The organism is Vibrio sp. J2-4 (assembly GCF_021728155.1).
GTDB classification, from domain to species: Bacteria; Pseudomonadota; Gammaproteobacteria; order Enterobacterales; family Vibrionaceae; genus Vibrio; species Vibrio diabolicus.
This window is the reverse complement of the sequence record NZ_JAKKCN010000001.1, coordinates 989,391-1,015,047: the sequence shown is the minus strand read 5'-3', so window position 1 is coordinate 1,015,047 and position 25,657 is coordinate 989,391. Positions and strand designations below refer to the sequence as shown.

18 protein-coding genes are annotated in these 25,657 nt (G+C 45.1%); 12 read left to right on the top strand and 6 right to left on the bottom strand.

Features of this window, described 5'->3' with window-relative positions; all coding sequences use genetic code 11:
• Positions 1-110: 110 nt before the first annotated feature.
• The gene (hrpA, locus tag L3V32_RS04620) at positions 111-4,097 is read right to left on the bottom strand and encodes an ATP-dependent RNA helicase HrpA (RefSeq protein WP_237283891.1); all 3,987 of its coding nucleotides are present in this window, start codon (positions 4,095-4,097) and stop codon (positions 111-113) included.
• A gap of 185 nt (positions 4,098-4,282) precedes the next feature.
• Here hrpA and L3V32_RS04615 point away from each other — a divergent pair, with 185 nt between their 5' ends.
• Positions 4,283-4,867 (top strand): FMN-dependent NADH-azoreductase, encoded by a 585-nt coding sequence (locus tag L3V32_RS04615; protein WP_046875241.1) that lies wholly within the window; start codon positions 4,283-4,285, stop codon positions 4,865-4,867.
• Positions 4,868-4,946: 79 nt separating this feature from the next.
• On the opposite strand, the gene L3V32_RS04610 is transcribed toward L3V32_RS04615, so the two are convergent.
• Both L3V32_RS04610 and L3V32_RS04605 read right to left on the bottom strand, forming a co-directional pair.
• On the bottom strand, positions 4,947-5,366 hold the full coding sequence (locus L3V32_RS04610) for a hypothetical protein (RefSeq protein ID WP_226977493.1): 420 nt from the start codon (positions 5,364-5,366) through the stop codon (positions 4,947-4,949).
• A 62-nt stretch (positions 5,367-5,428) separates the two neighbouring features.
• Positions 5,429-6,733: a MipA/OmpV family protein gene (locus L3V32_RS04605; RefSeq protein ID WP_237283890.1), complete on the bottom strand. Its 1,305-nt coding sequence runs from the start codon at positions 6,731-6,733 to the stop codon at positions 5,429-5,431.
• A 237-nt stretch (positions 6,734-6,970) separates the two neighbouring features.
• Between L3V32_RS04605 and L3V32_RS04600 the strand changes: the two genes are divergently transcribed.
• The 3 genes from L3V32_RS04600 (at position 6,971) to L3V32_RS04590 (ending at position 9,901) form a co-directional block, all read left to right on the top strand.
• Entirely contained in the window at positions 6,971-7,321 is a 351-nt protein-coding gene (locus L3V32_RS04600) for a hypothetical protein (protein WP_182036576.1), read from the top strand.
• A 9-nt stretch (positions 7,322-7,330) separates the two neighbouring features.
• Complete coding sequence (locus tag L3V32_RS04595) at positions 7,331-9,271, top strand: alkaline phosphatase D family protein (RefSeq protein WP_237283889.1); 1,941 nt, start codon at positions 7,331-7,333, stop codon at positions 9,269-9,271.
• Between the two features lie 189 nt (positions 9,272-9,460).
• A complete protein-coding gene (locus L3V32_RS04590; RefSeq protein ID WP_046875238.1) occupies positions 9,461-9,901 on the top strand; it encodes a TerB family tellurite resistance protein in 441 nt (146 codons plus the stop codon).
• A 251-nt stretch (positions 9,902-10,152) separates the two neighbouring features.
• Here the strand turns inward: L3V32_RS04590 and L3V32_RS04585 are convergent, their stop codons facing one another.
• Both L3V32_RS04585 and L3V32_RS04580 read right to left on the bottom strand, forming a co-directional pair.
• The gene (locus tag L3V32_RS04585; RefSeq protein ID WP_005394213.1) at positions 10,153-10,683 is read right to left on the bottom strand and encodes a 3'-5' exonuclease; all 531 of its coding nucleotides are present in this window, start codon (positions 10,681-10,683) and stop codon (positions 10,153-10,155) included.
• Positions 10,684-10,766: 83 nt separating this feature from the next.
• Positions 10,767-12,308 (bottom strand): sensor domain-containing diguanylate cyclase, encoded by a 1,542-nt coding sequence (locus tag L3V32_RS04580; RefSeq protein ID WP_237283888.1) that lies wholly within the window; start codon positions 12,306-12,308, stop codon positions 10,767-10,769.
• Positions 12,309-12,597: 289 nt separating this feature from the next.
• Here L3V32_RS04580 and L3V32_RS04575 point away from each other — a divergent pair, with 289 nt between their 5' ends.
• The 3 genes from L3V32_RS04575 (at position 12,598) to L3V32_RS04565 (ending at position 18,057) form a co-directional block, all read left to right on the top strand.
• The gene (locus L3V32_RS04575; RefSeq protein WP_006741562.1) at positions 12,598-13,230 is read left to right on the top strand and encodes a DUF2760 domain-containing protein; all 633 of its coding nucleotides are present in this window, start codon (positions 12,598-12,600) and stop codon (positions 13,228-13,230) included.
• Complete coding sequence (locus tag L3V32_RS04570) at positions 13,230-15,185, top strand: Hsp70 family protein (RefSeq protein ID WP_237283887.1); 1,956 nt, start codon at positions 13,230-13,232, stop codon at positions 15,183-15,185. Before L3V32_RS04575 ends, L3V32_RS04570 begins: the two co-directional genes overlap by 1 nt.
• Positions 15,186-15,246: 61 nt before the next feature.
• The gene (locus tag L3V32_RS04565) at positions 15,247-18,057 is read left to right on the top strand and encodes an Hsp70 family protein (protein ID WP_237283886.1); all 2,811 of its coding nucleotides are present in this window, start codon (positions 15,247-15,249) and stop codon (positions 18,055-18,057) included.
• A 98-nt stretch (positions 18,058-18,155) separates the two neighbouring features.
• On the opposite strand, the gene L3V32_RS04560 is transcribed toward L3V32_RS04565, so the two are convergent.
• Positions 18,156-18,350 carry a hypothetical protein gene (locus L3V32_RS04560; protein ID WP_005394200.1) on the bottom strand — a complete coding sequence of 65 codons (195 nt, stop codon included), beginning with the start codon at positions 18,348-18,350 and terminating at the stop codon, positions 18,156-18,158.
• Positions 18,351-18,436: 86 nt separating this feature from the next.
• On the opposite strand from L3V32_RS04560, the gene L3V32_RS04555 reads away from it, so the two are divergent.
• The 5 genes from L3V32_RS04555 to L3V32_RS04535 all read left to right on the top strand — a co-directional run bounded on the left by L3V32_RS04555 (position 18,437) and on the right by L3V32_RS04535 (position 25,540).
• Positions 18,437-19,123, top strand: a complete 687-nt coding sequence (locus L3V32_RS04555) for a DNA-3-methyladenine glycosylase I (protein WP_237283885.1) — start codon at positions 18,437-18,439, stop codon at positions 19,121-19,123.
• Positions 19,124-19,698: 575 nt separating this feature from the next.
• Entirely contained in the window at positions 19,699-21,042 is a 1,344-nt protein-coding gene (locus tag L3V32_RS04550) for a sodium/glutamate symporter (protein ID WP_047008748.1), read from the top strand.
• A gap of 193 nt (positions 21,043-21,235) precedes the next feature.
• Positions 21,236-21,748, top strand: coding sequence for a type II secretion system protein (locus L3V32_RS04545; RefSeq protein WP_065646754.1), 513 nt, complete (start codon positions 21,236-21,238; stop codon positions 21,746-21,748).
• A 273-nt stretch (positions 21,749-22,021) separates the two neighbouring features.
• Entirely contained in the window at positions 22,022-23,761 is a 1,740-nt protein-coding gene (locus tag L3V32_RS04540; protein ID WP_237283884.1) for an ABC transporter transmembrane domain-containing protein, read from the top strand.
• A gap of 3 nt (positions 23,762-23,764) precedes the next feature.
• The gene (locus L3V32_RS04535) at positions 23,765-25,540 is read left to right on the top strand and encodes an ABC transporter transmembrane domain-containing protein (RefSeq protein WP_237283883.1); all 1,776 of its coding nucleotides are present in this window, start codon (positions 23,765-23,767) and stop codon (positions 25,538-25,540) included.
• The last annotated feature ends 117 nt before the right edge of the window (positions 25,541-25,657 follow it).

The following is a 25,657-nucleotide window of genomic DNA, read 5'->3' as shown; positions in this document are numbered from 1 at the left end:
AACCATTGCCTCCCAGAACTAAAAAATAACGCTTATTGAGTTACTAGCAATTAGTGTACCAGTAATCTCATACGCGAGAATTACAAATCTGACGCTATTTTACTGGTTGATTAGCAAGCATCAATCGCGTTTTTGACTCGTTTATCAGAAACAGGATAAGGAGTGCCTAATTGTTGAGCAAAGTAACTCACGCGAAGCTCTTCAATCATCCAACGCACTTCCTTTACGTTTTCAGGAATGGCCACACCTTTCGGGATCTTGTTCAGCAACTCTTTATAGTCTTGAGTCACAGATTCAATCTTCAGCATGTGTAAACGATCTTTGTTTGGATCGATTGGCAACTTCTCCATACGACGCTCTATCGCACGCATGTAGCGAAGAATATCCGGCAAGCGTTTCCAGCCACATTCCGTCGCAAAACCTTTGAAGATCAAGCCTTCAATTTGTGCTTTGATATCCGACAGAGCAAACGCCATTGTGAAGTCGATTTTGCCTTTTAGCTTCTTATTGATGCTGAACGCCGTTGTCAGAATAGTCTCAACCTGTTTCGCGATCTCTACGACGGTATCACCCAGTTCAGCACGAACGTGTTCTTTCAACGCTTCGAACTTCTCTGGCTCCCAAACTAAGCCACCCTGCTCTTCAATAAGCTTATCGACACCACAGGCGATACAGTCATCAATCAGATCAAGCACTTTGCCGTAAGGGTTAAAATACAAACCCAACTTCGATTTGTTCGGTAAGTTAGCGTGCAGATATTTAATTGGAGACGGCACATTCAACAAAATCAAACGACGCTGACCAGCACGCATTGCCGTTATCTGCTCGTACTCCGTTTCGTAGAGTTTGATTTCAACGCTGTCTTTGCTATCAACAAGTGCTGGATAGGCTTTTACATCGTAGCCACCACGTTTTTGTTGATACACTTTCGGCAATTCACCGAAGCTCCACGTATGCAGACCTTTCTGCTCAATATCGTCATCTGCCACTTTGGAAAGCGTTTCTTGAACTTTGTCTTTCAAGCTCTCTTTCAATTCGTGAAGGTCTTTATGTTCCTTCAGTTTGCGATTTCGATGATCAACCGCTCGGAACGTGACTTTCAAGTGCTCAGGCACCTGTTCCAAGTTCCAGTCTTCACGCAATACTTCTACACCCGTCATACGGCGCAGTTCTTTTTCTAGCGAGTCTAGCAGCGGTGCTTCCATTGGTGTTACACGTGCTAAGAATGCATCGGCATAGTTCGGCGCAGGTACAAAGTTCTTACGAATCGTCTTCGGCAGCGATTTAATCAAACTAACAATAAGCTCATGACGCAAACCCGGGATCTGCCAGTCAAAGCCCGCTGGTTCAACTTGGTTTAAAATCGGCAACGGCAAATGCACTGTTACACCGTCACTATCATCGCCTGGTTCAAATTGGTAACTCAACTTGAGCTTCAAACCATTTTGATGCCAGAAGTTCGGGTAATCCAAGTCGGTGACATGACTAGCGTCGCCCTTGAACAGCATCTCTTTTTCAAAGTTCAGCAGTTCAGGATCTTCTTTCGATGCTTTTTTCCACCACGTATCGAAATGTTTACCAGACACCACTTCGGTACCAACACGTTGGTCATAGAAATCAAACAGCTCATCATCATCCACCAAGATGTCACGACGACGAGATTTGTGTTCAAGCTCTTCCACTTCTTGCAGAAGCTTACGGTTTTGCTTAAAGAACGCGTGTTTGGTTTCCCACTCGCCTTCCACCAGCGCACTACGAATAAAGATTTCTCGGCTAACGGTCGAATCGATACTGCCGTAGTTCACCAAACGTTTCGGTACGATTGGCACGCCGTAAAGCATGACTTTTTCGTGCGCCATCACCGCCGCACGTTTCTTCGACCAATGCGGTTCGCTGTAACTGCGCTTGATAAGGTGTTTGGCTAATGGCTCAATCCATTCCGGCTGAATCTTGGCAATGATACGGCCCCAAAGTTTCGAGGTTTCCACCAACTCGGCTGACATTATCCACTTAGGTTGTTTCTTAAATAGACCCGATGCAGGGAAGATGTGGAAACGAGCGTTGCGCGCGCCTTGATATTCATTCTTTTCTTGGTCTTTCATACCGATGTGCGACAGCAAACCAACCAAGATCGCACTGTGTACACCATGGTACGACGCAGGCTCATCGTTAAGTTTGAATTCCATTTCACGCATCGACTGATGAATTTGGAAGTACACGTCTTGCCACTCGCGAACGCGCAAGTAGTTCAAATAATCTTGCTTGCACTGTTTGCGGAACTGGTTGCTAGACAACGCTTTTTGCTGCTTTTGTATGTATTCCCACAAATTCACAAACGTCAGGAAGTCCGACTCTTCATGGAAGAAACGACGGTGCTTATCATCTGATGATTGTTGTTTGTCTGAAGGACGCTCGCGTGGATCTTGAATCGACAAGGCCGCTGCAATGATCATCACTTCTTTAAGCGCACCATATTTTGGCGCTTCCAAAACCATACGCGCCAAGCGTGGGTCGATTGGCAAACGAGCTAATTGGCGACCGATGGAAGTCAGGCGTTTTTTCGGGTCTTTTACCTCAGAATTAATCGCGCCAAGCTCTTCCAGCAAACGAACACCATCTTGGATGTTACGTTTGTCCGGCGCTTCCACAAATGGGAAGGCTTGAATGTCGCCCAAGCCAAGTGCGGTCATCTGTAAGATAACCGATGCTAGGTTGGTACGCAGGATCTCGGGATCGGTAAACTCTGGGCGCGACTCAAAATCTTCCTCTGAGTACAGACGGATACAGATACCCTCTTCCACACGACCACAACGACCTTTACGTTGGTTCGCACTCGCCTGAGAAACCGGCTCAATTGGAAGACGCTGAACCTTAGTTCGGTAACTGTAGCGGCTAATGCGCGCCGTGCCCGGGTCGATAACATACTTGATGCCCGGAACGGTTAGCGAGGTTTCTGCCACGTTGGTTGCCAGTACAATTCGGCGACCAGCATGAGGTTGGAAAATCTTGTTCTGCTCGCCCGCCGACAAACGCGCGTAAAGCGGCACAATTTCGGTGCTCTTCAGATTGCGTTTAGACAGTGCATCTGCGGTATCACGAATTTCACGCTCACCGTTCATGAAGATCAGGATGTCACCTAAACCTTCATCGCACAATTCGTCTACCGCTTCAAAGATGCCTTCAAGTTGGTCACGATCATTGTCGTCATCACCGCTTAATGGGCGGTAACGAGTTTCTACTGGGTAAGTACGACCTGACACTTCAATAATTGGTGCATTGTTGAAGTGTTTTGAGAAGCGCTCTGGGTCAATGGTTGCCGACGTGATGATCACTTTCAAATCAGGACGACGTGGTAGCAACTCCTTTAAGTAACCCAAGATGAAATCGATATTAAGGCTGCGCTCGTGCGCTTCATCAATAATGATGGTGTCGTATTGATTCAAGAAACGGTCGTGCTGAATCTCAGCCAGCAAGATACCATCTGTCATCAATTTGATTTGGGTATTTTCAGAGATCTGATCGTTGAATCGAACCTTGTAACCAACAAACTCACCAAGCTTGGTTTCCATCTCTTCGGCAATACGGTTAGCAACCGAACGCGCTGCAAGACGACGAGGCTGAGTATGACCAATCAGACCAAATTTACCGCGACCAAGTTCTGCACAGATCTTTGGCAACTGAGTGGTTTTACCTGAACCGGTTTCACCCGCGACGATAACCACTTGGTTTTCTTCAATCGCTTTAGCGATGTCGTCACGCTTTTGGCTGACGGGCAGAATTTCTGGGTATTCAATCGTTGGTTTGTAGTTGCTGCGTTGTTCCGCAACCATCATTGATTTGGCAATGTCGAGTGCAATTTCATCAAACACAGCATTACGTGCTGCGTCTTTCTTAATTTTGCTCGCACCAGAAATGCGTTTACTTAAACGGAAGCGGTCACGCATCATGCACTGGCTTAACGCTTTGCGTAGAGACGCCGCGCTATTCACTTGAGCCTGAGGTGCTTTATCTTGTTTCGCTGTCGCCTTTTGCACACCATTTGACGGTGTCGCTTGCTCTTCAGCGGGATTCTTTTTTGGGGGCTGTGACGAAGTCAAAGCGTTTCCTATTCTTTTCATTACAAAAACTGCGCGGATTGTATCACACAAGATCTGCAACAAGATAACCGAAACCACATTCAAATTTTTCGAACATGTTCAGCGAATCCCTATACTTTTTAACCAACGTGCCTCGCTTATAATGGCTCCCATAGTCAAAAGCACTTATTTAAGGAATAACCATTATGTCTCGTGTACTAGCTCTAAAATCAAGCATCCTTGGCGATTACTCTCAATCAAACAAACTGGTTGAAGACTTCATCAAAAATGTAGACCAAGACAAGCTAACTGTTCGTGATTTGGCTGCAAACCCATTACCAGTTTTGGACTTCGCCGTTGCCACTGCACTTCGCGCAACGGAAGATCTTTCACAAGAACAACAAGCGGTTGTCGAACTGTCGGATACCCTTATTGAAGAAGTAAAAGCCGCAGACACTTTGGTTATTGCCGCACCAATGTATAACTTTACGATTCCGACTCAGCTTAAAAACTGGATTGATTTGATTGCTCGCGCTGGCGTGACATTCAAATACACAGAAAACGGCGTTCAAGGCCTGATCGAAGGTAAGAAAGCGATTGTCATCACGACTCGCGGTGGTATCCATAAAGATTCACCAACAGACAACGTCACACCATACCTGCGTACCGTGCTAGGTTTCGTTGGTATCACTGATGTGGAATTTGTTTATGCGGAAGCGCTAAACATGGGTGAAGATTTCGCTGCGAAAGGCATTTCTGAAGCGCAGAGCCAACTTGCAGCGATAGCGTAAATTGGCCTAAGTTCAAGAACAAGTAGAATACAAATAACAAGGGATTGGTTCGCGCCAATCCCTTGTCGATCAAAATACCCTAATCGTGTTTAGAAGTTATCTTATTTCTCCCAGAGCGATTCACTTTCTCTAAGTTGTGTAGCGCTTCGTGATAGAGCTTCTCCAAAGACTGCTCAGCTTCGTTTATCATATTCTCAATCATCGCATCAAACGCGACATCACTCGGAATTTCGAGATCGTCTCCAACGTCAACCTCAAGAGAATTGACGTACAACACTAACCATTCATCACCCTCTAAATGTCCTTCCCCGTGGACGACAAAAAAGCGCTTGGCAAATTCATCGTTGGTACAGTTTATCGCCTCAATTTGAATATTGAATGAGGAGTCGATACTCATGGTGCTCATGCCATCCGATTCATCAGATGCATCACAAACAGCCTTAACTTTGGCACGATACACGAAGGTTCGCGTTGAAAGCAGCATTGTATTATTCATCATTACTCATAATGGGCGATAAAGAAGTCAGTTGCAAATCCGACCTATATGCATCTTACGATGCTCTAAAACTCGAACTGGAAGTAAATGGTATTGTAGTTGCTCCCGCCTTTAATGCGCCCAAACTGGGACGCACTTTCGAAAATTGCTGAGCGGTGATGCAATGAATAACCCACCCACATATTTTCCCAGTTTTTTTGGTTGAATAAGTCACCTATATTTACATCAAACGAGAAGTCTAAGTAGTTCAGTAGCTTACTTGGTGTATAACCCTTGTCTTCCATTTCGGTTCCTTCGATGTAGGTAATGTTGTCGACGTATGACATACCTTCCGCAACACCAAATCGCCAAGTCGTTGGCCAATTAACTGTATAATAAGCCTTAATCGCCATCACGTATTCTGTGCTCGCGGACTGAACACTGGACGACCAGTGATGAACCAAACCTGGCGTTAAATAAATATCAAGAGGAAAGCCAAACAACTCGTCCGTTAGCGGGTGCCCATAAAATAATGAAGTAAGTTGATTGTCGTATGGGTCTTTTTCTCTCTCAAAGCTAAATATTTCACCAATATTTGAAGGCGTCGCCCAACCATGCGCGATACGTAGGTATGGTTTATTGCTCAGTGTTGATTTCGGAGCTTTGCCTTTATCGTTGAAAAAGCCAAAACCGACAAACACTTCACCTTGATATCGGTCCTCTACAAGCTGGCTGTTGTAGGCATTATCATCTAAGCGAGTGACACTCGTCTCCCCCAATAAATACAAGTTGGAAGTCACATGATAACGCGCTTTGATGCCGAGGTTGGCATCAAGTCCTGCTCCAATTCTTTCCCCAGTAACATCTTTAAACGCATAATATTCACTGTTGAAGTCAGCGTCTTTGTATCGAATCGTGATAGATGGCTCTAACTCCCAATCACCAAACGCATAATTAGCGGCAAGGCGATAATTAGAGTGAAACTGGAGCTCATCGTCCGTCATTACTTCTACTTCTGTGCGCCAGTTGTCGTTAATGCTATAACGAACTTGACCACCAAAGTCGACTCTGTCCCCTTCATTGGCATTTTGTAGCGACATGGGAATATCAACAAATCTCAATCGCATGATCGCACTCGCGCGCCAATCAGAATCACTCTCGTCATACAGAAAAACGCCGCCTTCGATGCCATTGATATACAAATGCTCGTTTTCAAAGAACATCATTGGTACAAATGTACTCACCGTCGAGTCATTATCGGCGGTATAAAACGGGATCGATGCAGTGCGATACATCGCTGCAATTCCCCACGTTTGCTCTTCTACACCATACGCAGAAGAAGCCATCGCAGCTAAAGGCAAAGTGAGTGTTGTTAGAATTAATCTCTTCATGAGTTCGAAAAATGTTGGTTGAGAAGCAGGCAAACATCAATGATTTGCCATTTAAAGCTTATGTTCTTCTGATGATAGCCGTTACAATGACAAATGTTGTCATCCTCGTGACAGTTTGAGTCCCAAGATTATATTAATATTGCACGACTAGATGAGCTTATTTGTGAATATTTTTACTATCGTAACAAGCTCTTAAAACTCTAGCTTAGTTCCAAATCAAACATAATGAAGTAAAAAGTGAAAGCATCAGAACTTATCTCTACCTTGAATCATATACCCGCAGACACGGACCCAGACATTGTGATGGGAGAAGCATGGCTGCCTGAAAGGTTGATAGGGACTCAACTTGATGGTGACATGTTATTTTTGCACTTTGATAATGCTCCAGAAGATGGTCAGGGAGACGAAGAGGGACGCGGCTTCGTCGAGCACGAAATAGATCTAATCAGAACGCGACTTCAGCAGATTTTGGATGAAGACAGTGATAACGCGTCAAAAGCCGATGCCATGCTAGGTTTATTCCTTATGGGACATGAACTTAGCAGTTCACAAGTTATCGAAATATTAGAAGAAGAAGCTGACACATAAGGAGCCGTTTTGCCAGCATTGATGAATACGACTGAAACATCTTCACTTCCTCTTATCGTTGCAGGTCCGATTTTGCGCAAAGTGACTGCAACTGAAATCAATATTTGGCTAGTCACCACCCAACGCTTGGAGGGTATGGTGCAAATTACGGATGAAAACGCCTCCGTCCTTCATCAAGCCCCCTTAAGTGAGCAAAAAGAACAGCTTCAAATCGGTCTCAATGCGTGGTGCTGTTTGTTGCAATTAAAGGGCGAGTTTCCGCCCCATCAAACGTTACGCTATCAAATACAAACGCAACACGGTTTAGTAACGGAACTGCTTCCTCATCTGACTTATGAACGAGATAACAGTCCAAATTTGGGCGTTGAGTTCCTAATCAGCAAAAAAGCAGATTATGTCCTGCATGGCTCGTGCCGGAATCCCCACCACTTCAGTAAAGATACATTGGTCGCTGCGGATCATAAAATCGCATCTCAAACCATCGAAGAAAGACCAGATATGCTCATCATGAGTGGTGACCAAATCTACGCAGACCATGTTGCAGGCCCTACTCTGGACGCCATCGAACAAGTCATTGCCCTACTCGGTTTACCGGGCGAAGAATTCGAGCAAGCGCCGATAAAAAATACCAATGCCCTCTACCAGCACTCAGCTTGTTATTATGGTCGGGACAAATTGTTGCCTCATTATGTGAATGATGGCAGTTTACTGAGTACGTTTTTCCCGCACAGAGGGACGCCAATATTCAGCGCCAAAGAGTGTGAAAACCATCTAATAAGCTTTGCCGAATGCTTTGCAATGTACTTATTGGTTTGGTCTCCGACCTTATGGAAGCTTATTCGGACAGATCGCTTATTAGAAAATGAGTTTACTGTCGGCGGAGCAACTCTCGAACCCAAATGGCAACAGCAATGGCGCGAAGAAAAAGCTCAAATAGATAAATTCGTCTCAGGTCTGGATAAGGTTCAACGCTTACTTGCTCACATTCCAACCTACATGATCTTTGATGATCACGATGTCACCGACGATTGGAACCTTACCATAGGCTGGGAACAAGCCGCGTACAGCAACGCCTTTGCGAAACGTATTATCGGGAACAGCCTGATTGCCTACTGGCTCTGCCAAGGGTGGGGAAACGCGCCAGAAAAATTCAATGATGAGTTTATGAGTATCGCTCAACGCTTTTTCAACGAGCGTTCCTCACAAACTCAAGATGCATTTATTCAATATTTGTATCGCTTTGAGAATTGGCATTACACCATTCCGACGACGCCAAAAGTTGTCGTGCTAGATACGCGAACCAGACGCTGGCGTTCTGAGTCTAAAATGAACAAGCCCTCTGGGTTAATGGACTGGGAAGCAATGATTGAGTTCCACCAAGAACTTGTTCATCAAGACAAAGTTATCATTGTTTCTGCCGCGCCAATGTTCGGAGTGAAATTTATCGAAGCACTGCAGCGAGTAGTAACGATGCTTGGTAAACCATTAATGGTCGATGCTGAAAACTGGATGGCGCACCCCGGGAGTGCGAATACGCTTATTAGTATTTTTACACATACTAAGACGCCGACCAATTTCGTTATTCTCTCTGGCGACGTGCACTACTCTTTTGCATACGACATTAAACTTCGCTACCGAAAAAATAGCCCGAATATCTATCAAATCACCTGTAGCGGGATTAAAAATCAGTTCCCAACCCAATTGCTCAATATTTGTGATGGTCTAGATAGACTGCTATATAGCCCTCGTTCGCCTTTAAACTGGTTCACAAAACGTAAGCGGCTAAAGATCTACAAACGCGCACCAAGTTCGCACAATTTTTATCGCTTAGTTAACCACAGCGCCATTGGTGAGCTACGTCTTGATGACGAAGGAAAGCCGAGCCAAATTAGCATTCTAACGAGCGATGGTGAAGAGGTACATTTTCCACCAACTCGTGCCGAAGGCTAAATCTCGCTCCCAAAATGACTTGCCCTTTCTTGACGCCAAGTCATTCTGACTGAACTTAAAAGTGCGAGGGATTTGGGTAGATGAGCAAAGCTCTTGACTGTCAACGGCGTGCTAATTTTGATACTACACCTTGAGATCTACCGTATTTATGACCATGTTAACCAAATAAACAATAGCTCGGTGTTCAATATGTTTAACTCTCTTACCTCATTATTTAAACAGCTCATTGAAGGCTCTGATTTAAGCCAAACCAACACACTCTCTCCGAATATGGCTATCGCGTGCTTGCTGTGTGAAGTATCTGGCGCAGACCATAACGTCGATGATAAAGAGCAAGAAACAAAGCGTTCATTATTGATGAAGCTTCTGTCATTAAATGAAGAAGAATCAAATGCTTTGTTAGATCAAGCGCAACAGAAAATAAAAGACTCCGCGTCTCTGTACGATTTTACTTCTCAACTGAGAGAATTGACTCAAGAAACACGCTACAACTTAATCAAAAGCATGTGGGAAGTGGCGTATGCCGATGGCGAAATTGATCCACTAGAAGATGCAGTGATCCGCAAAACAGCAGAACTACTCTACGTTGATCACAGTGAGTTCATTCGAGCAAAGTTGCAATCTCAGTAAGGAAACAAGGTAAACATGTAAGTCGCGCAAGCTATTTCAAGTCTACCGTGAAATGATGGCGAAGATTGAGTTCTATAGCCACAAAAAAACGCGCATTACGCGCGTTTTTCGATAAGCCAACGACATTGTTATTAAAATACTGGTCAAGATATGAATGTGTTTGACGAACTCAACACTAAACAGATTCCATGACAAAACGACAATGGTTGAATGACGATTTGATTACAAGTTTGCCTATCTATAGCGGACCATTAAAGCATAGTCAGAGCGAGCTTAGCTAAATTGTACGCATCCACATAACCAGAATGTTGGCGCCCTTCCCAATCAATGCCTTTTGCTTCTTGAGCGGCTCGGTGACCAATACGCTTATCCTTAAGACGATTTTGAATGCGATAAAGCGTCGCTAAGTTGATGAACTCCGTAAATGGCGCTTCAATACCTTTTTGCTTACACTCTTCAAGCAGGATGAGGTCATCTCGGCCCCATGATGCATAAATCTTGTTTCGACCACCAAAGTTCTTAACCATGGATTTAAGCACTTCTTCTAATGGGCGTCCTTGTTTTTCAATTTTACGCGGCGTAATACCTGTTAGCTCGGCACAAAACAGCGAAACTTCATCATGTTCAGGTTTTACGTAGTATTGAGCTCGCTTGACTATCTCGCCTCTAGACAAATCTATTTCAGCCAACCCAACTTCGATAATTTCACCCGTGCTGCCGACACCATTTTCGTTCCAGCAACACATTTCTAAATCGAAGCATACAATACGGTTATGGTTCATAGTTTGTCTTGATTCCTAACATAAAATTTTAAAGCGTGGGATTCTACCGTAACACGGTGTAAAACTCGAATTTGCGCGCCCATTTAATCGCCAATCGACACATTATTACGACCGTTTTTTTTACTCAAATAAAGTTGATTATCCATTTTGTGATACAAGCTTTCAGGATCTTCATCTTTATGGACAGCCGCGCCGATACTTAACGTGCAAATGATTGAGGCATCGCCATAGTCAAAAGCCGTACTTGCCACGATGCTCCGCAACTTTTCCAGATAAGCTTCCAGTGCTTCTTTATCAATGACTTTAGAAATAATACAGAACTCATCACCACCAGCACGATAAAATCGGTCTTCAGGCTTTAGATTCGCACTGACTAGCTTAGTCACATGCTGCAATGCTTCATCTCCCCCTAAATGACCGTGCTTGTCATTGATAACTTTGAAGTGGTCGATATCAAAACCAACCAATGCGAAGCTAACACCTTTGTTTATCTGGCTAAGCAAATGATCGTTAAACGCTCGGCGATTAAGTAACTGAGTTAGAGGGTCACGCTCAGCCATCCTTTTTAATTCGACGGTTTTAAGCTCTAACATGACCGCCAAGCGCTCTTTTTCTCGTGACTGCAAATTCACAATCCAACTAATCAAAAAGGCGATTACCAACCCGGCTAATGTCGTGCCCGCTAAAATAGAACGCTCCCAAGCAGAGACGGCATCAGAAAGTTTAAAATCAATCCGCCACTCACGATTAGGCAGTTGAATGGTACGGCTTATAACCGTTCCTCGAATGTTATCCCAGTTTGAACTTTGGAAGAGAACGGGGTCATCTGCTGCGTCAAAGCCTAAATCTTCTACGCGCACCGACATATCTAGCTCAGTCGCGGTTTTCGTGATCAAATCCTCAAAGTAAACCGTACTTCGAATCACCCCTGTCACTACACCTAATAAATGTTTGTTCTCGAAGTCAAACACTGGATGGAACACTAGCAGCCCAGTTTTAGGAATGGACTTGTCATACCCATCTTGCAGTAAGCGAACTTTATCCGAGACATTTGCTCTCCCATTTGTGGATATATCATCCAAGATGAGATCGAAGCGTTTACGTGAAAAATAGAAACCTAATAGAGAAAGGTTTTCTGGTGTTCTTGGATAAATATCCGATGCGATAAAAATTGGCTCTTTGTGTTCAAAAATGTACCCGTAGGTTTTGGGGCCATCTTTAGGAACGGTAAACGGTTGGAAATCAGGAAATGTTTGACGGGTCTTTAAAATATGCTCATCAAGGTCTTCGAATTCGACCTTTTGCATCCATTGAAGTCCGATTAGACTTCGCGAGCTATTGATTACTTGTTCCGCATACATTGGGAACGAAGACCAATAGGTGCGTTCAATCGAATGAAAAAAGTTTGCACCTGCACCAATAAACTTTAAATCATTTTCGACGTTCGCTTTCAGTGATTCTGCTTGTCGGTCAGCTAAAGTATCAAACGTCGTCTGCGTATACCGTTGCTGCATCGTATAAGCGGCACCGACCACACCAGCAGTGACACACAACGTCGCTGCAAAAGCTAGAATAGAGTCTGAATGTCGTTTGATAACGCTCTTGTGAGCGGTGCTTTGTGTCATATCGTAATTTTGATACTTCCGTAAGTTAAACTTCGGGATCTATTGAAATACTGCGTTAGCAACGCACAAACATCAAGCAACAACCTATGCTGGGCAGTCCGATCGTCGATTTTTCACGCTGTTCGTACGGTATAGTCACGAATTATTACAGCCTTAAGCCTTGAATATGCTACCATCCGTCATCATTTTAATGTCTAAACTTGGTGCAAGATCGCAAAGACGATCGTTTTAGTGAACACATATGAGCCAATACTGAGCACCAATAATCAATAGAAAGAGAAAAAACGTCATGAACATTGATTTGAACCTAATTCCTCAAACGTTCGATATGCTTCACGCTGGCCTAACCGCATCGAGCGTTTTGCTTCTTTTAGTCGCGGTCTCTCGCAAATCAAAAGTGGTTGAGAAAGTCGTAGAAAAACCGGTCGAGAAAATCGTCGAAGTTGAGAAGCCAGTTGAGAAGATCGTCGAAGTAGAAAAAGTCGTTGAAGTTGAGAAGGTCGTAGAAAAAGTCGTTGAAGTTGAATCGAAACTCGCAACAGCTTCTACTGATTCTGCAATGCAGCTACTTTCTATCATGCAGCAAGAAGCTCGTCTGATCGACTTCCTACAAGAAGACCTAACTTCGTTCTCTGATGAAGAAGTAGGCGCTGCGGCTCGTGTTATTCACACTGGCGGTCAAAAAGTATTGAACGATTACGTGACACTTGCGCACGTTCGTAACGAAGAAGAAGAAACTCGTATTACGGTTGAAGAAGGCTTCAACCCACAAGAAATCCGCCTAACTGGTAACGTGACAGGCAGCGCGCCGTTCCACGGCACTCTAGTTCACAAAGGTTGGAAGGCAACGTCTATGAACCTGCCTAAACTGGCTGAAAACTACGATGCATCTGTGATTGCTCCAGCCGAGGTTGAGCTGTAATGGAACACATGAACCAAGAAAACCATTCTCAAGAAGCGTCTGTTGAAACTCAACAGACGCCTAAATTCAGTGTTGGTATCGACTTAGGTACAACACACTGTGTCATGTCTTTTGTTGATACGCACGACGAAGACGCTCGCGTAGAAGTAATGCCTATCCCGCAGCTGACTGCGCCGGGTACGGTAGAGACTCGTAGCCAATTAGGCTCTTTCCTATACCAACCACACGAACACGAAATGAACCCGCAATCACGCGTTCTTCCGTGGTCGAGTGAGCCAAAAGCTCTGGTTGGTGCTATCGCGCGTAACCTAGGTTCAAAAACACCGATTCGCCTTGTTGCAAGTGCGAAATCTTGGCTTTGCCATGCAGGTGTGAATCGTCGTGATTCCTTCCTGCCAGCAGGTAGCCCTGAAGAAGTGGAAAAAGTATCCCCTCTTCGCGCGACAGAGCTTTACCTAGAGCACCTAAAAGATGCTTGGAATCACGCGAACCCAAATCACAACCTTGCCGATCAAGACGTTACCATTACGGTTCCGGCTTCTTTCGATCCTGCGGCTCGTGATCTAACTGCAGAAGCTGCACGCAACGTTGGTTTTGTGCACCTAACGCTTCTAGAAGAGCCACAAGCTGCACTTTACAACTGGATTGATAACAGCAACGACAAATGGCGCGACGAAGTTGAAGTTGGCGACATTGTGCTTGTGGTCGATATCGGTGGTGGTACAACTGACCTTTCTTTGGTTGAAGTAACTGAAGACGACGGCAACCTAACTTTGAACCGTATCGCGGTAGGTGAACACATCCTACTTGGCGGTGACAACATGGACCTTGCACTTGCGTACCGCTTGAAGATGAAGCTAGCGCAAGAAGGCAAAGAGCTACAGCCGTGGCAAGTTCAGGCGATGACGCACGCATGTCGTGACGCGAAAGAAGCGCTATTGAACGACAGCGAACTTCAGTCAGTACCAATCGTGGTACCAAGCCGCGGTTCTAAACTGCTTGGCGCAACACTGAAAACAGAACTGACTCAAGAAGAAGTACAACAAACATTGGTTGACGGCTTCTTCCCTCAAGTTGCGATTACGGACCACCCTGTTCAACGTAACCGTGGCGCACTAACGCAAATGGGTCTGCCTTACGCACAAGATGCGGGTATTACTCGTCACATCGCAGCGTTCTTGTCTAAGCAAGCACACGCGCAAAGCGGTGGTGAATCAGCGCAAGCTCAAGATTTCAACCCATTTGCAAACATGCCAGGTATGCCAGGCGCGGAGGCAGCGCAATCGGCTGACTTTATCAAACCAACGGCAATCCTATTCAACGGTGGTGTGCTGAAATCAAAACTTCTAGCCACTCGTCTAGAAGACACGATCAACGAATGGCTAATTGAAGCAGACGCAGAAATGGCGAAACGCTTAACAGGTGTGGATCTAGACCTTGCAGTTGCTAGCGGTGCGGCTTACTACGGCTCTGTGCGTCGTGGTCAAGGCGTTCGTATCCGCGGCGGTATTGCTTCGGCGTACTACGTGGGTATCGAAAGTGCGATGCCTGCGATTCCGGGCATGGCGCCTCCAATGGAAGCACTGTGTGTAGCACCATTTGGTATGGAAGAAGGCTCAAGCGTTGACGTACCAAGCCAAGAGTTTGGTTTGATCATCGGCCAGCCAGTTAACTTCCAATTCTTCGGCTCAACCGTTCGTCGTGACGACCTAGCAGGTACTCACCTTGACTACTGGGCACCAGAAGAGCTTGAAGAGCTACCAGAAATCCAAGTAACGCTGCCTGTATCAGAAGGTCGTCGTGAAGGTGAAGTGGTTCCAGTTACCCTAGCTTCTCGCGTAACAGAGCTTGGTACGCTTTACTTAGAAGCCATTGCCGCTGATAACGGGCAAAAATGGCATGTTGAGTTCGATGTGCGCGAAGACGCGAAAAGTGACTCAAACGAAGAACAATAATTAGAAGTCAAACGGCATCCAATCGGGTGCCGTTTTTAAATACACGAAGGTTTGGTTTTGTATGGCATCTCCTTGTTTCCTTGTTGGTATTGACCTTGGCACCACAAACACTGTGGTGGCCTACTGTGAAATCACCGACAACCTTGAACAATCCGAAGTATCCCTATTTGACATCGACCAACTGATTGGTCCGGGCGAAGTCGTTCGTAAACCACTTCTGCCCTCTTTCCGCTATCATCCAGCTGTAGGTCAAATCTCCCCTTCTGACCTCACTCTTCCTTGGGACAACGAACCTGTTGCTGGCGACATTAGTAATGTGATCGTGGGTGAATGGGCTCGTGAATTAGGCGCGAAGGTGGAAGGACGTCAGGTATCCAGTGCAAAAAGCTGGCTATCGCACCAAGCGGTAGATCGTAGCTCAGACATTCTCCCTTGGGCTGGCGCGCAATACGTGGATAAAGTCTCACCCGTCATTGCCAGCGCAAGCTACCTCAACCACATTCGTCAAGCATGGAACTACCGTCACCCTAGCAACAAGCTAGAAGACCAAGATGTGGTTGTGACTGTTCCAGCATCATTCGATGAGACGGCTCGTAAGCTCACGCTTGAAGCCGCAGAGTTGGCAGGTTTAAAGAAAATCGTCCTGCTCGAAGAGCCACAAGCCGTATGTTACGACTGGTACGCACGCCATCAGCAAACCGCAGCTTATGAGCTCAAAGAGTTACCGCTGATTCTGGTGTGCGATGTGGGCGGTGGTACCACCGACTTAAGCTTGATTGAAGCAAGTTTCTCTTCTCAAGATCAGCTAGCACTTGATCGTATTGGCGTTGGCGAACACTTAATGCTGGGTGGTGATAACCTCGACTTAGCATTAGCACACCTTGCAGAGAGCCGCTTCAATCAAAGTAAGAAACTCACTGCAGCAAGCCTGACTAAGCTGATTCAGCAAACGCGTAAAGCGAAAGAGAACCTGCTTTCAGCGAATGCACCTGAAGAAGTGAAAATCACCATGCTGGGCAGCGGCTCAAAACTTCTTGGCGGAACAAAAAGTATTGGGCTGAGCAAACAAGAAGTACACCAAATCGCATTAGATGGCTTCTTCCCGCTTTCTGATTTCAGTGAAGTACCAGACAAACGCCGCAGCGCGGTTGTCGAGTTTGGCCTTCCATACGTTGCTGACCCAGCGGTTAGCAAGCACGTTGCCGAGTTCTTAACTCAGCACCAGCAAGTCGCTCGTGCCGCTCTTGGCATTGAAGACGATAAACAAAACGCGATTCCAGTTGGCGTGTTGTTGAACGGAGGCGTGTTTAACAGTGATCTGGTGACTGAACGTGTCACCTCCCTACTTTCTGACTGGCGCGGCGCACCAGTTACGGTATTAGATAACCCACATCCAGATTGGTCTGTTGCATTAGGTGCTGTTGCGTTTGGTAAAGCACGTCGTGGTGCGCAGCTTAAAATTGGTGGCGGTGCAGCGCGTTCTTACTTCTTGCATCTTCAAGAAAAGAACAAAATGGGCAAAGCGCTCTGTTTGCTTGCAAAAGGAACAGAAGAAGGCCATGAGATCCGTTTAAGCGGTCGTCGTTTCTCGCTCACTCTTGGAGAGCCAGTCCGCTTTAACCTGCTGACTTCTACCCACGATACCTTAACCAATAACACCGCCATTCAAAATGGCGTGATGGTTGATGTTGACCCAGACTTGTTTGCTCCTCTGCCGCCTTATATCACCACCCTTGAAGGTGAAGGTGCCGAACTGCAAGCCAACCAGAAAGAGCGCGTAGAAGTACAACTGGCGTGTCAGTTGACTGAAGTCGGCACACTTAAGATGGAATGTGTCAGCGCAGAAGACGACAACAAACGTTGGGAGCTGGAATTCGAAGTCCGTAACAAGCAAACCGACGACAGTGAACAAGTTAAGCTTCACCCTAAACTGGACGAATGTAAGGAGCTAATCGCTCGCCTATACAGCGGTAACAAAAAAAGCGCAGAAGGCAAAGAGATCAAAACCTTAGCCAAAGATCTTGAGAAGAAGCTCGGTAAACGTGACGAGTGGGATTTCACTACCCTACGTCAACTGTTTGATACCTTTGCACAAGGTCGTAAACGTCGCCGTCGCTCTGAACAACACGAGAAAAACTGGCTTCGTTTGGCGGGCTTTGCACTGCGTCCGGGCTTTGGCGATCCAACAGACTCTTGGCGCATTGAGCAAGTTTGGGGCCTCTACCAACAAAACATTCAGTTTAAAAACCATCAAGGTTGGACTGACTGGTGGGTATTCTGGCGTCGTATTGCCGGTGGTTTAAGCCAAGAGCAGCAAGAGACCATCTTGGCGGACATCGCGAAATACCTACACCCTGGCGCGATGAAAAACCCACAGTCAGCTAAAGCGGCACAAGATATGGGTTATGAATCCATGGTTCGATTGGCGGCGTCGCTTGAACACCTAGAAGTCGAAGACAAAGTTCTATTGGCAACGTGGTTCTTGAGCAAAGCCATCAACCAAAACCAGTTTGAACAAGCGCACTGGTGGGCATTGGGACGCTTGGCATCGCGAACGCCACTTTATGGCAGCCAGCACAACGTCATTCCTCGTGAACAAGCGGAACAGTGGCTACCTAAATTACTGGAACAAAACTGGCAGAAAGAACCAATGATCGCTTTCGCAGCCGTAATGATTTGTCGTAAGACAGGTGACCGCCTGTTTGATATTTCTGACGATTACCGAGAGCAAGTTCTAACGAAGCTGAAACAAAGTAAAGTGCCCGAATCTTGGGTATCACTAGTTAAAGAAGTGAAAGAGCTTTCAGAAAGCGAATCAAAACGCGTCTTCGGTGATGCTTTACCAAGCGGTTTAACGCTAGTTCATCATTAAATCCACTCTACACAAGAAGACGAGTTAGACGTACAAAGCCCTTCCGACGAAGGGCTTTGTTGTATCGCATTCTTTTGGTTTTGATCGTGTACAACGCGCTAATTCATTTCTGTCGTAATCACTACATCGCGCGTTTCGTTATCCATATCGCTAATACCGACCACCGATACTTCTCTGTCCGATAGAGTTTCAATTAAGCTGTCTTCTAATCCGCCATCAGCCAGCCAAGTATAAAATTTATCCGCGATACGCTCCGAACCTTCCCCGACAAACGTTAATGTGACCTTCTTCATTTGTGACACTCCATCAATTTACGATTCAGCCACTTAAGCGTAGTATGTTTCGCAAATATCGACATAAACTAGGACTAACTTCTTTTATGAGTATCGAAAAATTTGACGCGATTTATCAACGTGCTGCTAAGCGAAAAGGCGGAGAAGATCAGCTTGAAGCGCTATTGTCTCACCCATTAAGTAAAGAGGAATTAGCAGCGATTCCCGATGACCGTTGGCTGGCCGCTTTTTCGATGAAGGTATTCCAAAGTGGGATTTCGTGGAGCGTGGTTCGCAACAAGTGGCCGAACTTCGAAGAAGTGTTCTTCGGATTTAAGATTGAGCCGTTGTTGATGCTGTCAGACGAACAATGGGAAACCAAAGCGACCGACAAACGCATCATTCGCCACCTCACTAAAGTCATGTCGATTCCGGCCAACGCTCGCATGATCCATGAAGCAAAAATAGAACACGGCTCGTTTGGCAAAATGGTTGCCGATTGGCCGCAAGAGAAAATCACCGACCTATGGGCGTATTTGAAGAAACGCGGAAATCGCCTAGGCGGAAATACCGGCCCTTACACACTGCGTCAAATGGGCGTCGACACTTTTATCCTGTCTAGCGACGTTGAAGCTTATCTGCGTAATTGCAAGATCATTGAAGGTGGCAAAGACACGAAAAAGTCCTTGGACTCTGCTAATAAAGCCTTTATTCAGTGGCAGCAAGAAAGTGGAAGAAGCTTGACCGAAATCAGTCAAATTATCGCGTTTAGTACTGGTGACAACCGAATTTAAACAAGCACTTTGTAGCTCTGGGGGCGAAATTCCGGCCCCCCTATAACGCATGATATTTGCGCGAATCACTCTACTTTAGCTCTTACTGATATTACTACTTTCTCGATTCCTCCAAAAAATCCCTCCTTAAAGTGGCAAAATCCCCATTCAAATCACAAAAAGTTATCATATCGACAAATTATTTTTCTTGTTCAATATTTTTATTTATCAAATATTTAATTACAAGTGTCCAGTTTTTAGGCACTAAATATTGATGACGCTCAATTGCATTGCGCTGACAAACTGACTAGGATACACGCCCTTCCTGAGTGAACTATCAGAAACTTGATCGAGGAATTTATTCAAATTTCTCAACACTTCGTGAGCACTCACAACAATTGCACTCACTTTATAGATTTAAGGATCAACAGATCCGTTAATACAAATTCGACAGCGCAATAGAGTGCTGACTAGAACAACCATGACGCGATGTCACATGAGTGACTATTTTCGTGGTTTTGTGCTGGAAGTTATTTATTACATCAAGGCTGGTTAAAAGGATGAGCCCCTTGAACGCATTTACTGGAGGACAAGAAATGCCAAAAGGTCTAATGCTGACTGACTTAGCCATCGCTGGCTTACTATTAATTGCAGCAAAAGTAATTCGTGTACATATGCCTTTACTACAACGCATGTACATTCCATCTGCTGTATTGGCTGGGTTATTTGGTCTTATTTTTGGCCCAGCTCTGCTTAACGTATTACCTTGGACAGATACCTTTACCGCAAACGCAAGCCTCTTAACTGCTGCACTTTTTTCTGCGTTGGGTTTAGCAACAGATGTCCCGTCACCAAAAGTGGTTGCTCAACGAGCAGGCTCATTGTGGGCGTTTAACCAAATTGCATCCGTGTCGCAATGGCTGTTTGCAGCAATGTTTGGTTTAGTACTTACCACCTTCTTTTGGCCTGAGATTAATCCTGGGTTTGGCGTAACCATGTCCGCTGGATTCATGGGCGGACATGGTTCAGCATCTGTAGTCGGTGAAATCTTCACGGGACTTGGTTGGGAAGATGGCTTCACGCTCGGTTTAACGTTTGCCACAGTTGGGATCTTTATTTCAATCTCTGTGGGCATGTTAATGCTTCAGTTTGCGTTGAAAATGGGCTGGATTCGTAGCTTTACGACATTCGACAGCATGGACGAACACGAGCGCAAAGGCTTAGTGAAACCTGACGATCAAGAACCTGTGATGAAAGATACGATGTCATCATTGTCAGTCGATTCTTTCGCGATTCACGCGGCGCTGGTTGTAGTGGTAACCGCTTTCTCTTATGTAGCAGCCAACTACTTATCTTCTTTCCACGATAAGGTACAAATTCCGACTTTCGTTACTGGCTTTCTGGGCGGTATGTTAGTTCGAATCATCGCTAAGCAAACCAAGGCATCTCATTACCTATGTGACGGCGCATTCAAACACGCAGCGGGTATTAGTACGGATTACCTGATCATCTTTGGTATCTCAGCGATTAAGATCACGGTTCTAGCACAGTATTTAATGCCAATGGTAGTGCTCGCAATTGGTGGTATCGCGTTCACGCTATGGCTTATCTTTTGGGTTGCACCTCGCATCATGGGAGATGACTGGTTTGAGAAAGGCATTTTCTCTTGGGGATGGTTAACAGGTACAGTCGCTATGGGTATCGCGTTATTACGCATTGTCGACCCCAAAATGCGCAGTAAAGTGTTAGATGACTATGCTATCGCTTATGTTCCAGGCTCAATTACGGACATTTTCATCATCTCGCTTATGCCAATTGCAATGTATAACGGCATGCACTGGCAAGCGTTAGGTGTTGGTCTAACCTATATTGCCGTTGTCTTATTTATTTGGCGATTTGTGTTTAAGCGCAGCGGTCAAGCCGTCGCAAATGAGTCTTAATTGCTCATTTCGGGAGGTATTTTATCCTCCCGAATTTAACTCTCTCCCCTTATTCGATAGCCGCCTCCCACCAGCATGTAATAAATAAGCAACTTGTTTTATATTTAAGATCTGCAAGCTTGGTCACTCCTTCCCATCCTTTTTTAATACTTGACCTGCGCATTTTTATATCAAAATAGCCGCCAAACTATTCATGACTCATGGAGAAAAGGCAGTGCATCGCTCTCAAGGATTTACCCTCATTGAACTCATTGTGTGCATCATTATCCTTGGTGTCGTTAGTGTTATTGCCCTTCCTAAATTTCTTGGTCTGCAAAAAGATGCTCGAGTGGCGGTTCTATATGGCGCGAGGGAAGCGCTCATGACTGCAAACAACTTTGTGTACACCAAAGCCGTTATTCAATCTCAAGAGACGGTAGATGGCGACAAACAATATAACATTGATCTAGATAATGACGGCAATAACGACCTAATTGGTTACTTTGGATTCATTAAGAATGTCATTCCCGCAAAAGAGCTGGCAGGTTTCGACCCTCAACTCACTATCAATACTTGGTACGGGGTAGACAGCCCGGACGAACCCTATTTCCTTATCGGCTTTGCAAACAAACCTGTTGGTCCAGACCATATGTGTTATGTCGAAGTTTACTACCCAGAAACTCCAGGAGGCCAAGTCAGCTACAAAATACAAACTGACGACTGCTAGTTCCCCTAGTGAGTGAAAGTAACAGTTGCACTTTTGGTGCTTTCATCGCTTTTAGCAGAATACTGGCCCCAAAACCCATTATTAACAACTATTTCACATAATGTTGTTTCATAGTTAGCTTGCAGCGAGAAAACAAGTAATTAGCGACCGCACGCGCCCGTAATCGAAACAATCTATCGTTTTTCCGACCGCCAATAATTTGTGCTTGTAAACTCATCATTTCGCTCAATAATAGTTCTATAACAAATTCAATAATTTAAAGCGGGAGGCGTGATGAGAATATTCTGGCAGTTACGTTGGTATTTCCAACAAAAGTGGAAGCATTATGTCGGATCGATTTTGCTTTTCGCTGTGATATCAACTCTACAACTTGTTCCTCCTAAAGCGGTCGGTATCATCGTTGATGGGGTCGTAGATAACACGTTAGATACAAATACACTGATTCTGTGGCTCTTGGGACTCACTGCACTGATCTTTGCCATTTATGGATGCCGTATCTTATGGCGAATTTGGCTTTTCGGCGCAAGCTGGGAACTCGGAACCATTCTACGTAATCGCCTCTATAGGCACTTATCGACACAACCACCCCGATTTTTCGAACGTTATAAGACCGGTGATCTGATGGCGCGTGGTACTAATGATGTACGTAACATCGTAATGACAGCCGGCGAAGGGGTTTTAACGGCAGCCGATTCCTTGATCACGGGTATTGCAGTTTTAATCATCATGGTAACGCAAGTTAGCTGGAAGCTCACCGTTATGGCACTTCTTCCAATGCCGTTTCTTGCAATCATCATCTTTTTTATTGTCCGTATACTGCATCAACGTTTCCGCATTGCTCAGGAAGCCTTTTCTACCATGTCAGACATGACGCAAGAGTCACTTAACGGCGTGCGAATGTTGCGAGCTTTTGGGTTAGAGAATCAAGAACAACAGCGCTTTGAAGATGTAGTCGATGATACCGGTCAGAAAAATATCGCCGTCGCTAGAGTCGACGCGAGATTTGATCCAGCTATCCAACTCACCATCGGCCTCTCTTTCCTTCTCAGTGTCGCTGCTGGTGCTTACCTTGTCGATAAGGGAGAGATCACGCTTGGTGATCTAACAGCCTTTACGATGTATTTAGGGTTAATGATATGGCCTATGCTGGCCTTCGCTTTCTTATTTAATATTTTAGAGCGAGGCTCCGCAGCATGGAATCGCCTACAAGAGATCTTTGATGAAACACCAGAGATTGTCAGTGGAAATAAACCATTAGAAGATAAACCACTGCCATTAAAAATTGATATCGATGCTTTCCACTGGTCCAGTGATTTACCACCAGCTCTGGCCGAAATAAAAATCGAACTTGAACCCGGTAAAATGTTGGGAGTAGCTGGCCCTGTCGGAAGCGGAAAATCAACCCTGCTAACGCTGCTTTTGCGTCAGCACGACCTAACAAACGGTTCAATTACATTCGGGGATGTTGAGATTAAAGATGCCCTACTTCCTCAGTGGCGCAACCGCTTTGCCGTGGTTAATCAAAGCCCGTTTCTATTTTCAAAATCTATCTTTGACAATATTGCCTTAGGCAACCCTAACGCGGGAAAGGAAGAAGTCTACAGAGCAGCAAAGTTAGCCTGTATACATGACGATATTGAGAAGTTTCCTGAAGGCTACCAAACAGAAGTCGGTGAAAAAGGCATTACACTCTCCGGCGGGCAAAAACAACGTATTGCGATAGCACGCGCTATGCTGTTGAATGCCCAAGTGTTGGTTTTGGACGATGCACTTTCCGCTGTTGATGGACGGACCGAACATCAAATCCTTAAGAATTTGGAAACGCACTACCGTGATCAAGCCCTAATCGTTATTGCGCACCGCCTCACCGCATTGGAAGCAGCAGACGAGATCATTGTATTGAATCACGGACACATTACTGAACGTGGGCAACATAGCGCTTTATTAGCGCATAAAGGCTGGTACGCCGAAATGTTCGAGTACCAAAAACTAGAACAGGCGATGGAGGAATAATGAATGAAGCAGACCAGTACGTTTAAACGGTTAATGTCTTACCCATTATCTCAACCAAAGCCAATGATTAAAGGACTCGCCTTGCTGTTTATTGCAGCGTTAGCCAGCGCCGGCGGCCCTTGGTTAATTCAATATTTCATTGATGAGCACATCGCTAAAGGTGACTATTCACAAAATATTCTGATTTCGCTAGCAGTAGGTTATATCGCTCTTCAGATCGTATCGGCAACATTCCAGTATTTTCAGTCATTGCAATTTAGCATTGTCGCGGCTAACACGATCAAAGCGATTCGTAAGCAAGTATTTTCTGGCGTGATTAAGCAGCCGTTATCTGCGTTTGATTACACTCCTGCTGGAAAATTGGTATCGCGAATCACCAACGATACGGAATCTCTACAGCAATTTTATGAGCTCTTGATCGCGACCGTGGTGAAAAACGTGGTCATGATTGTGGTGATGCTTGGCGTTATGTTTTTCATGAGCTGGAAACTCACACTTGTTGTGCTTGTATTGCTACCGATCGTCATCGGCTTTATGTACTTGTTTAAGCAGCTAAGTACAGAAAGCTACCGAAAGATGCGTGACCTATTGACTGATATAAATGCGAATCTGAGTGAATCCATTCAAGGGATGAGTGTCATTCAATTAATGCAACAAGAAGAGCGTTTTAATAAACAGTTCAACGAGCTAACCGCAGAGCATTTGGTGGCATCTAAACGAGTGATTCGGCTAAACGGCTATCTGCTAAGACCATTGATGGACTTGCTCGCTGGCCTCGCGTTACTTTGCTTGGTTGCGATCTTTGGCTTTAACGGTATTGAGTTGATTGGTGTGGGGGTACTGTATGCGTTTATCAGTTATCTTGCGCGCGTTACTGAGCCATTAATTGAAATGACTCAGCAGCTTGCTCTACTTCAGCAAGCGTTAGTATCAAGCGAACGTGTGTTTGAATTGATTGATGCGAAAGAACAAACTTATGGGAACGACCATCAGCCATTAAGGTCAGGTGCTATCGAACTTAAAGACCTCACATTTAGCTACGATGGTAAACAGGACGTCCTAAAAGACATTTCGTTGAAGGCCAACCACCAAGACTTTATCGCGCTTGTCGGACATACAGGAAGCGGTAAAAGCACATTAGCGTCACTGTTAATGGGCTTTTATCCAACGCAATGTGGTGAACTGCTCATCGATAGTCGTCCACTTAAAACACTAGGGAAAGACGTCCTTCGTAAAGATATGGCAATGGTTCAGCAAGATCCGCACATTCTCCCTGCTTCAGTCAGAGAAAACATCTCTCTTAGTCGAGCGGTTGACGATACTCAAATATGGGATGCGTTAGACAAGGTAGGTTTGGCAGAGCAAATTCACCGTTATCCTAATGGGCTAGACACGCAGTTAGGTCAAGGTGAAACCAATCTATCTGCTGGACAAAAACAGCTCTTAGCGTTAGCACGTGTGCTTGTGGTAAAACCTAAAATATTGATATTAGATGAAGCAACGGCCAATATTGACTCAGGAACAGAAGCTTTAATACAAAAGAGCTTGGCAGTACTCAGACAAGACATGACACTAGTCGTTATCGCTCATCGACTTTCAACTATTTTGGATGCGGACCAAATCATTGTTCTTCATCATGGGGAGTTAGTAGAGAAAGGCACACACAAAGCACTGTTGAAACAAAATGGTCGTTATGCCCAAATGTATCAGTTACAGCAAGCAAACCGACATTTACAGCAGATTGAAGAAGAAACCAAGCAACTCGAAGAAGCGGTGTGATTTTTATACCCATGCCTTCTTTTTATTTGGTAGGCATGGGCATAATCGGCCCAACTTCAAAAGTTAGCCTGATTAGCTTCCAATTTCTTCATAATGTGAACTAATTTTCTATTTCTT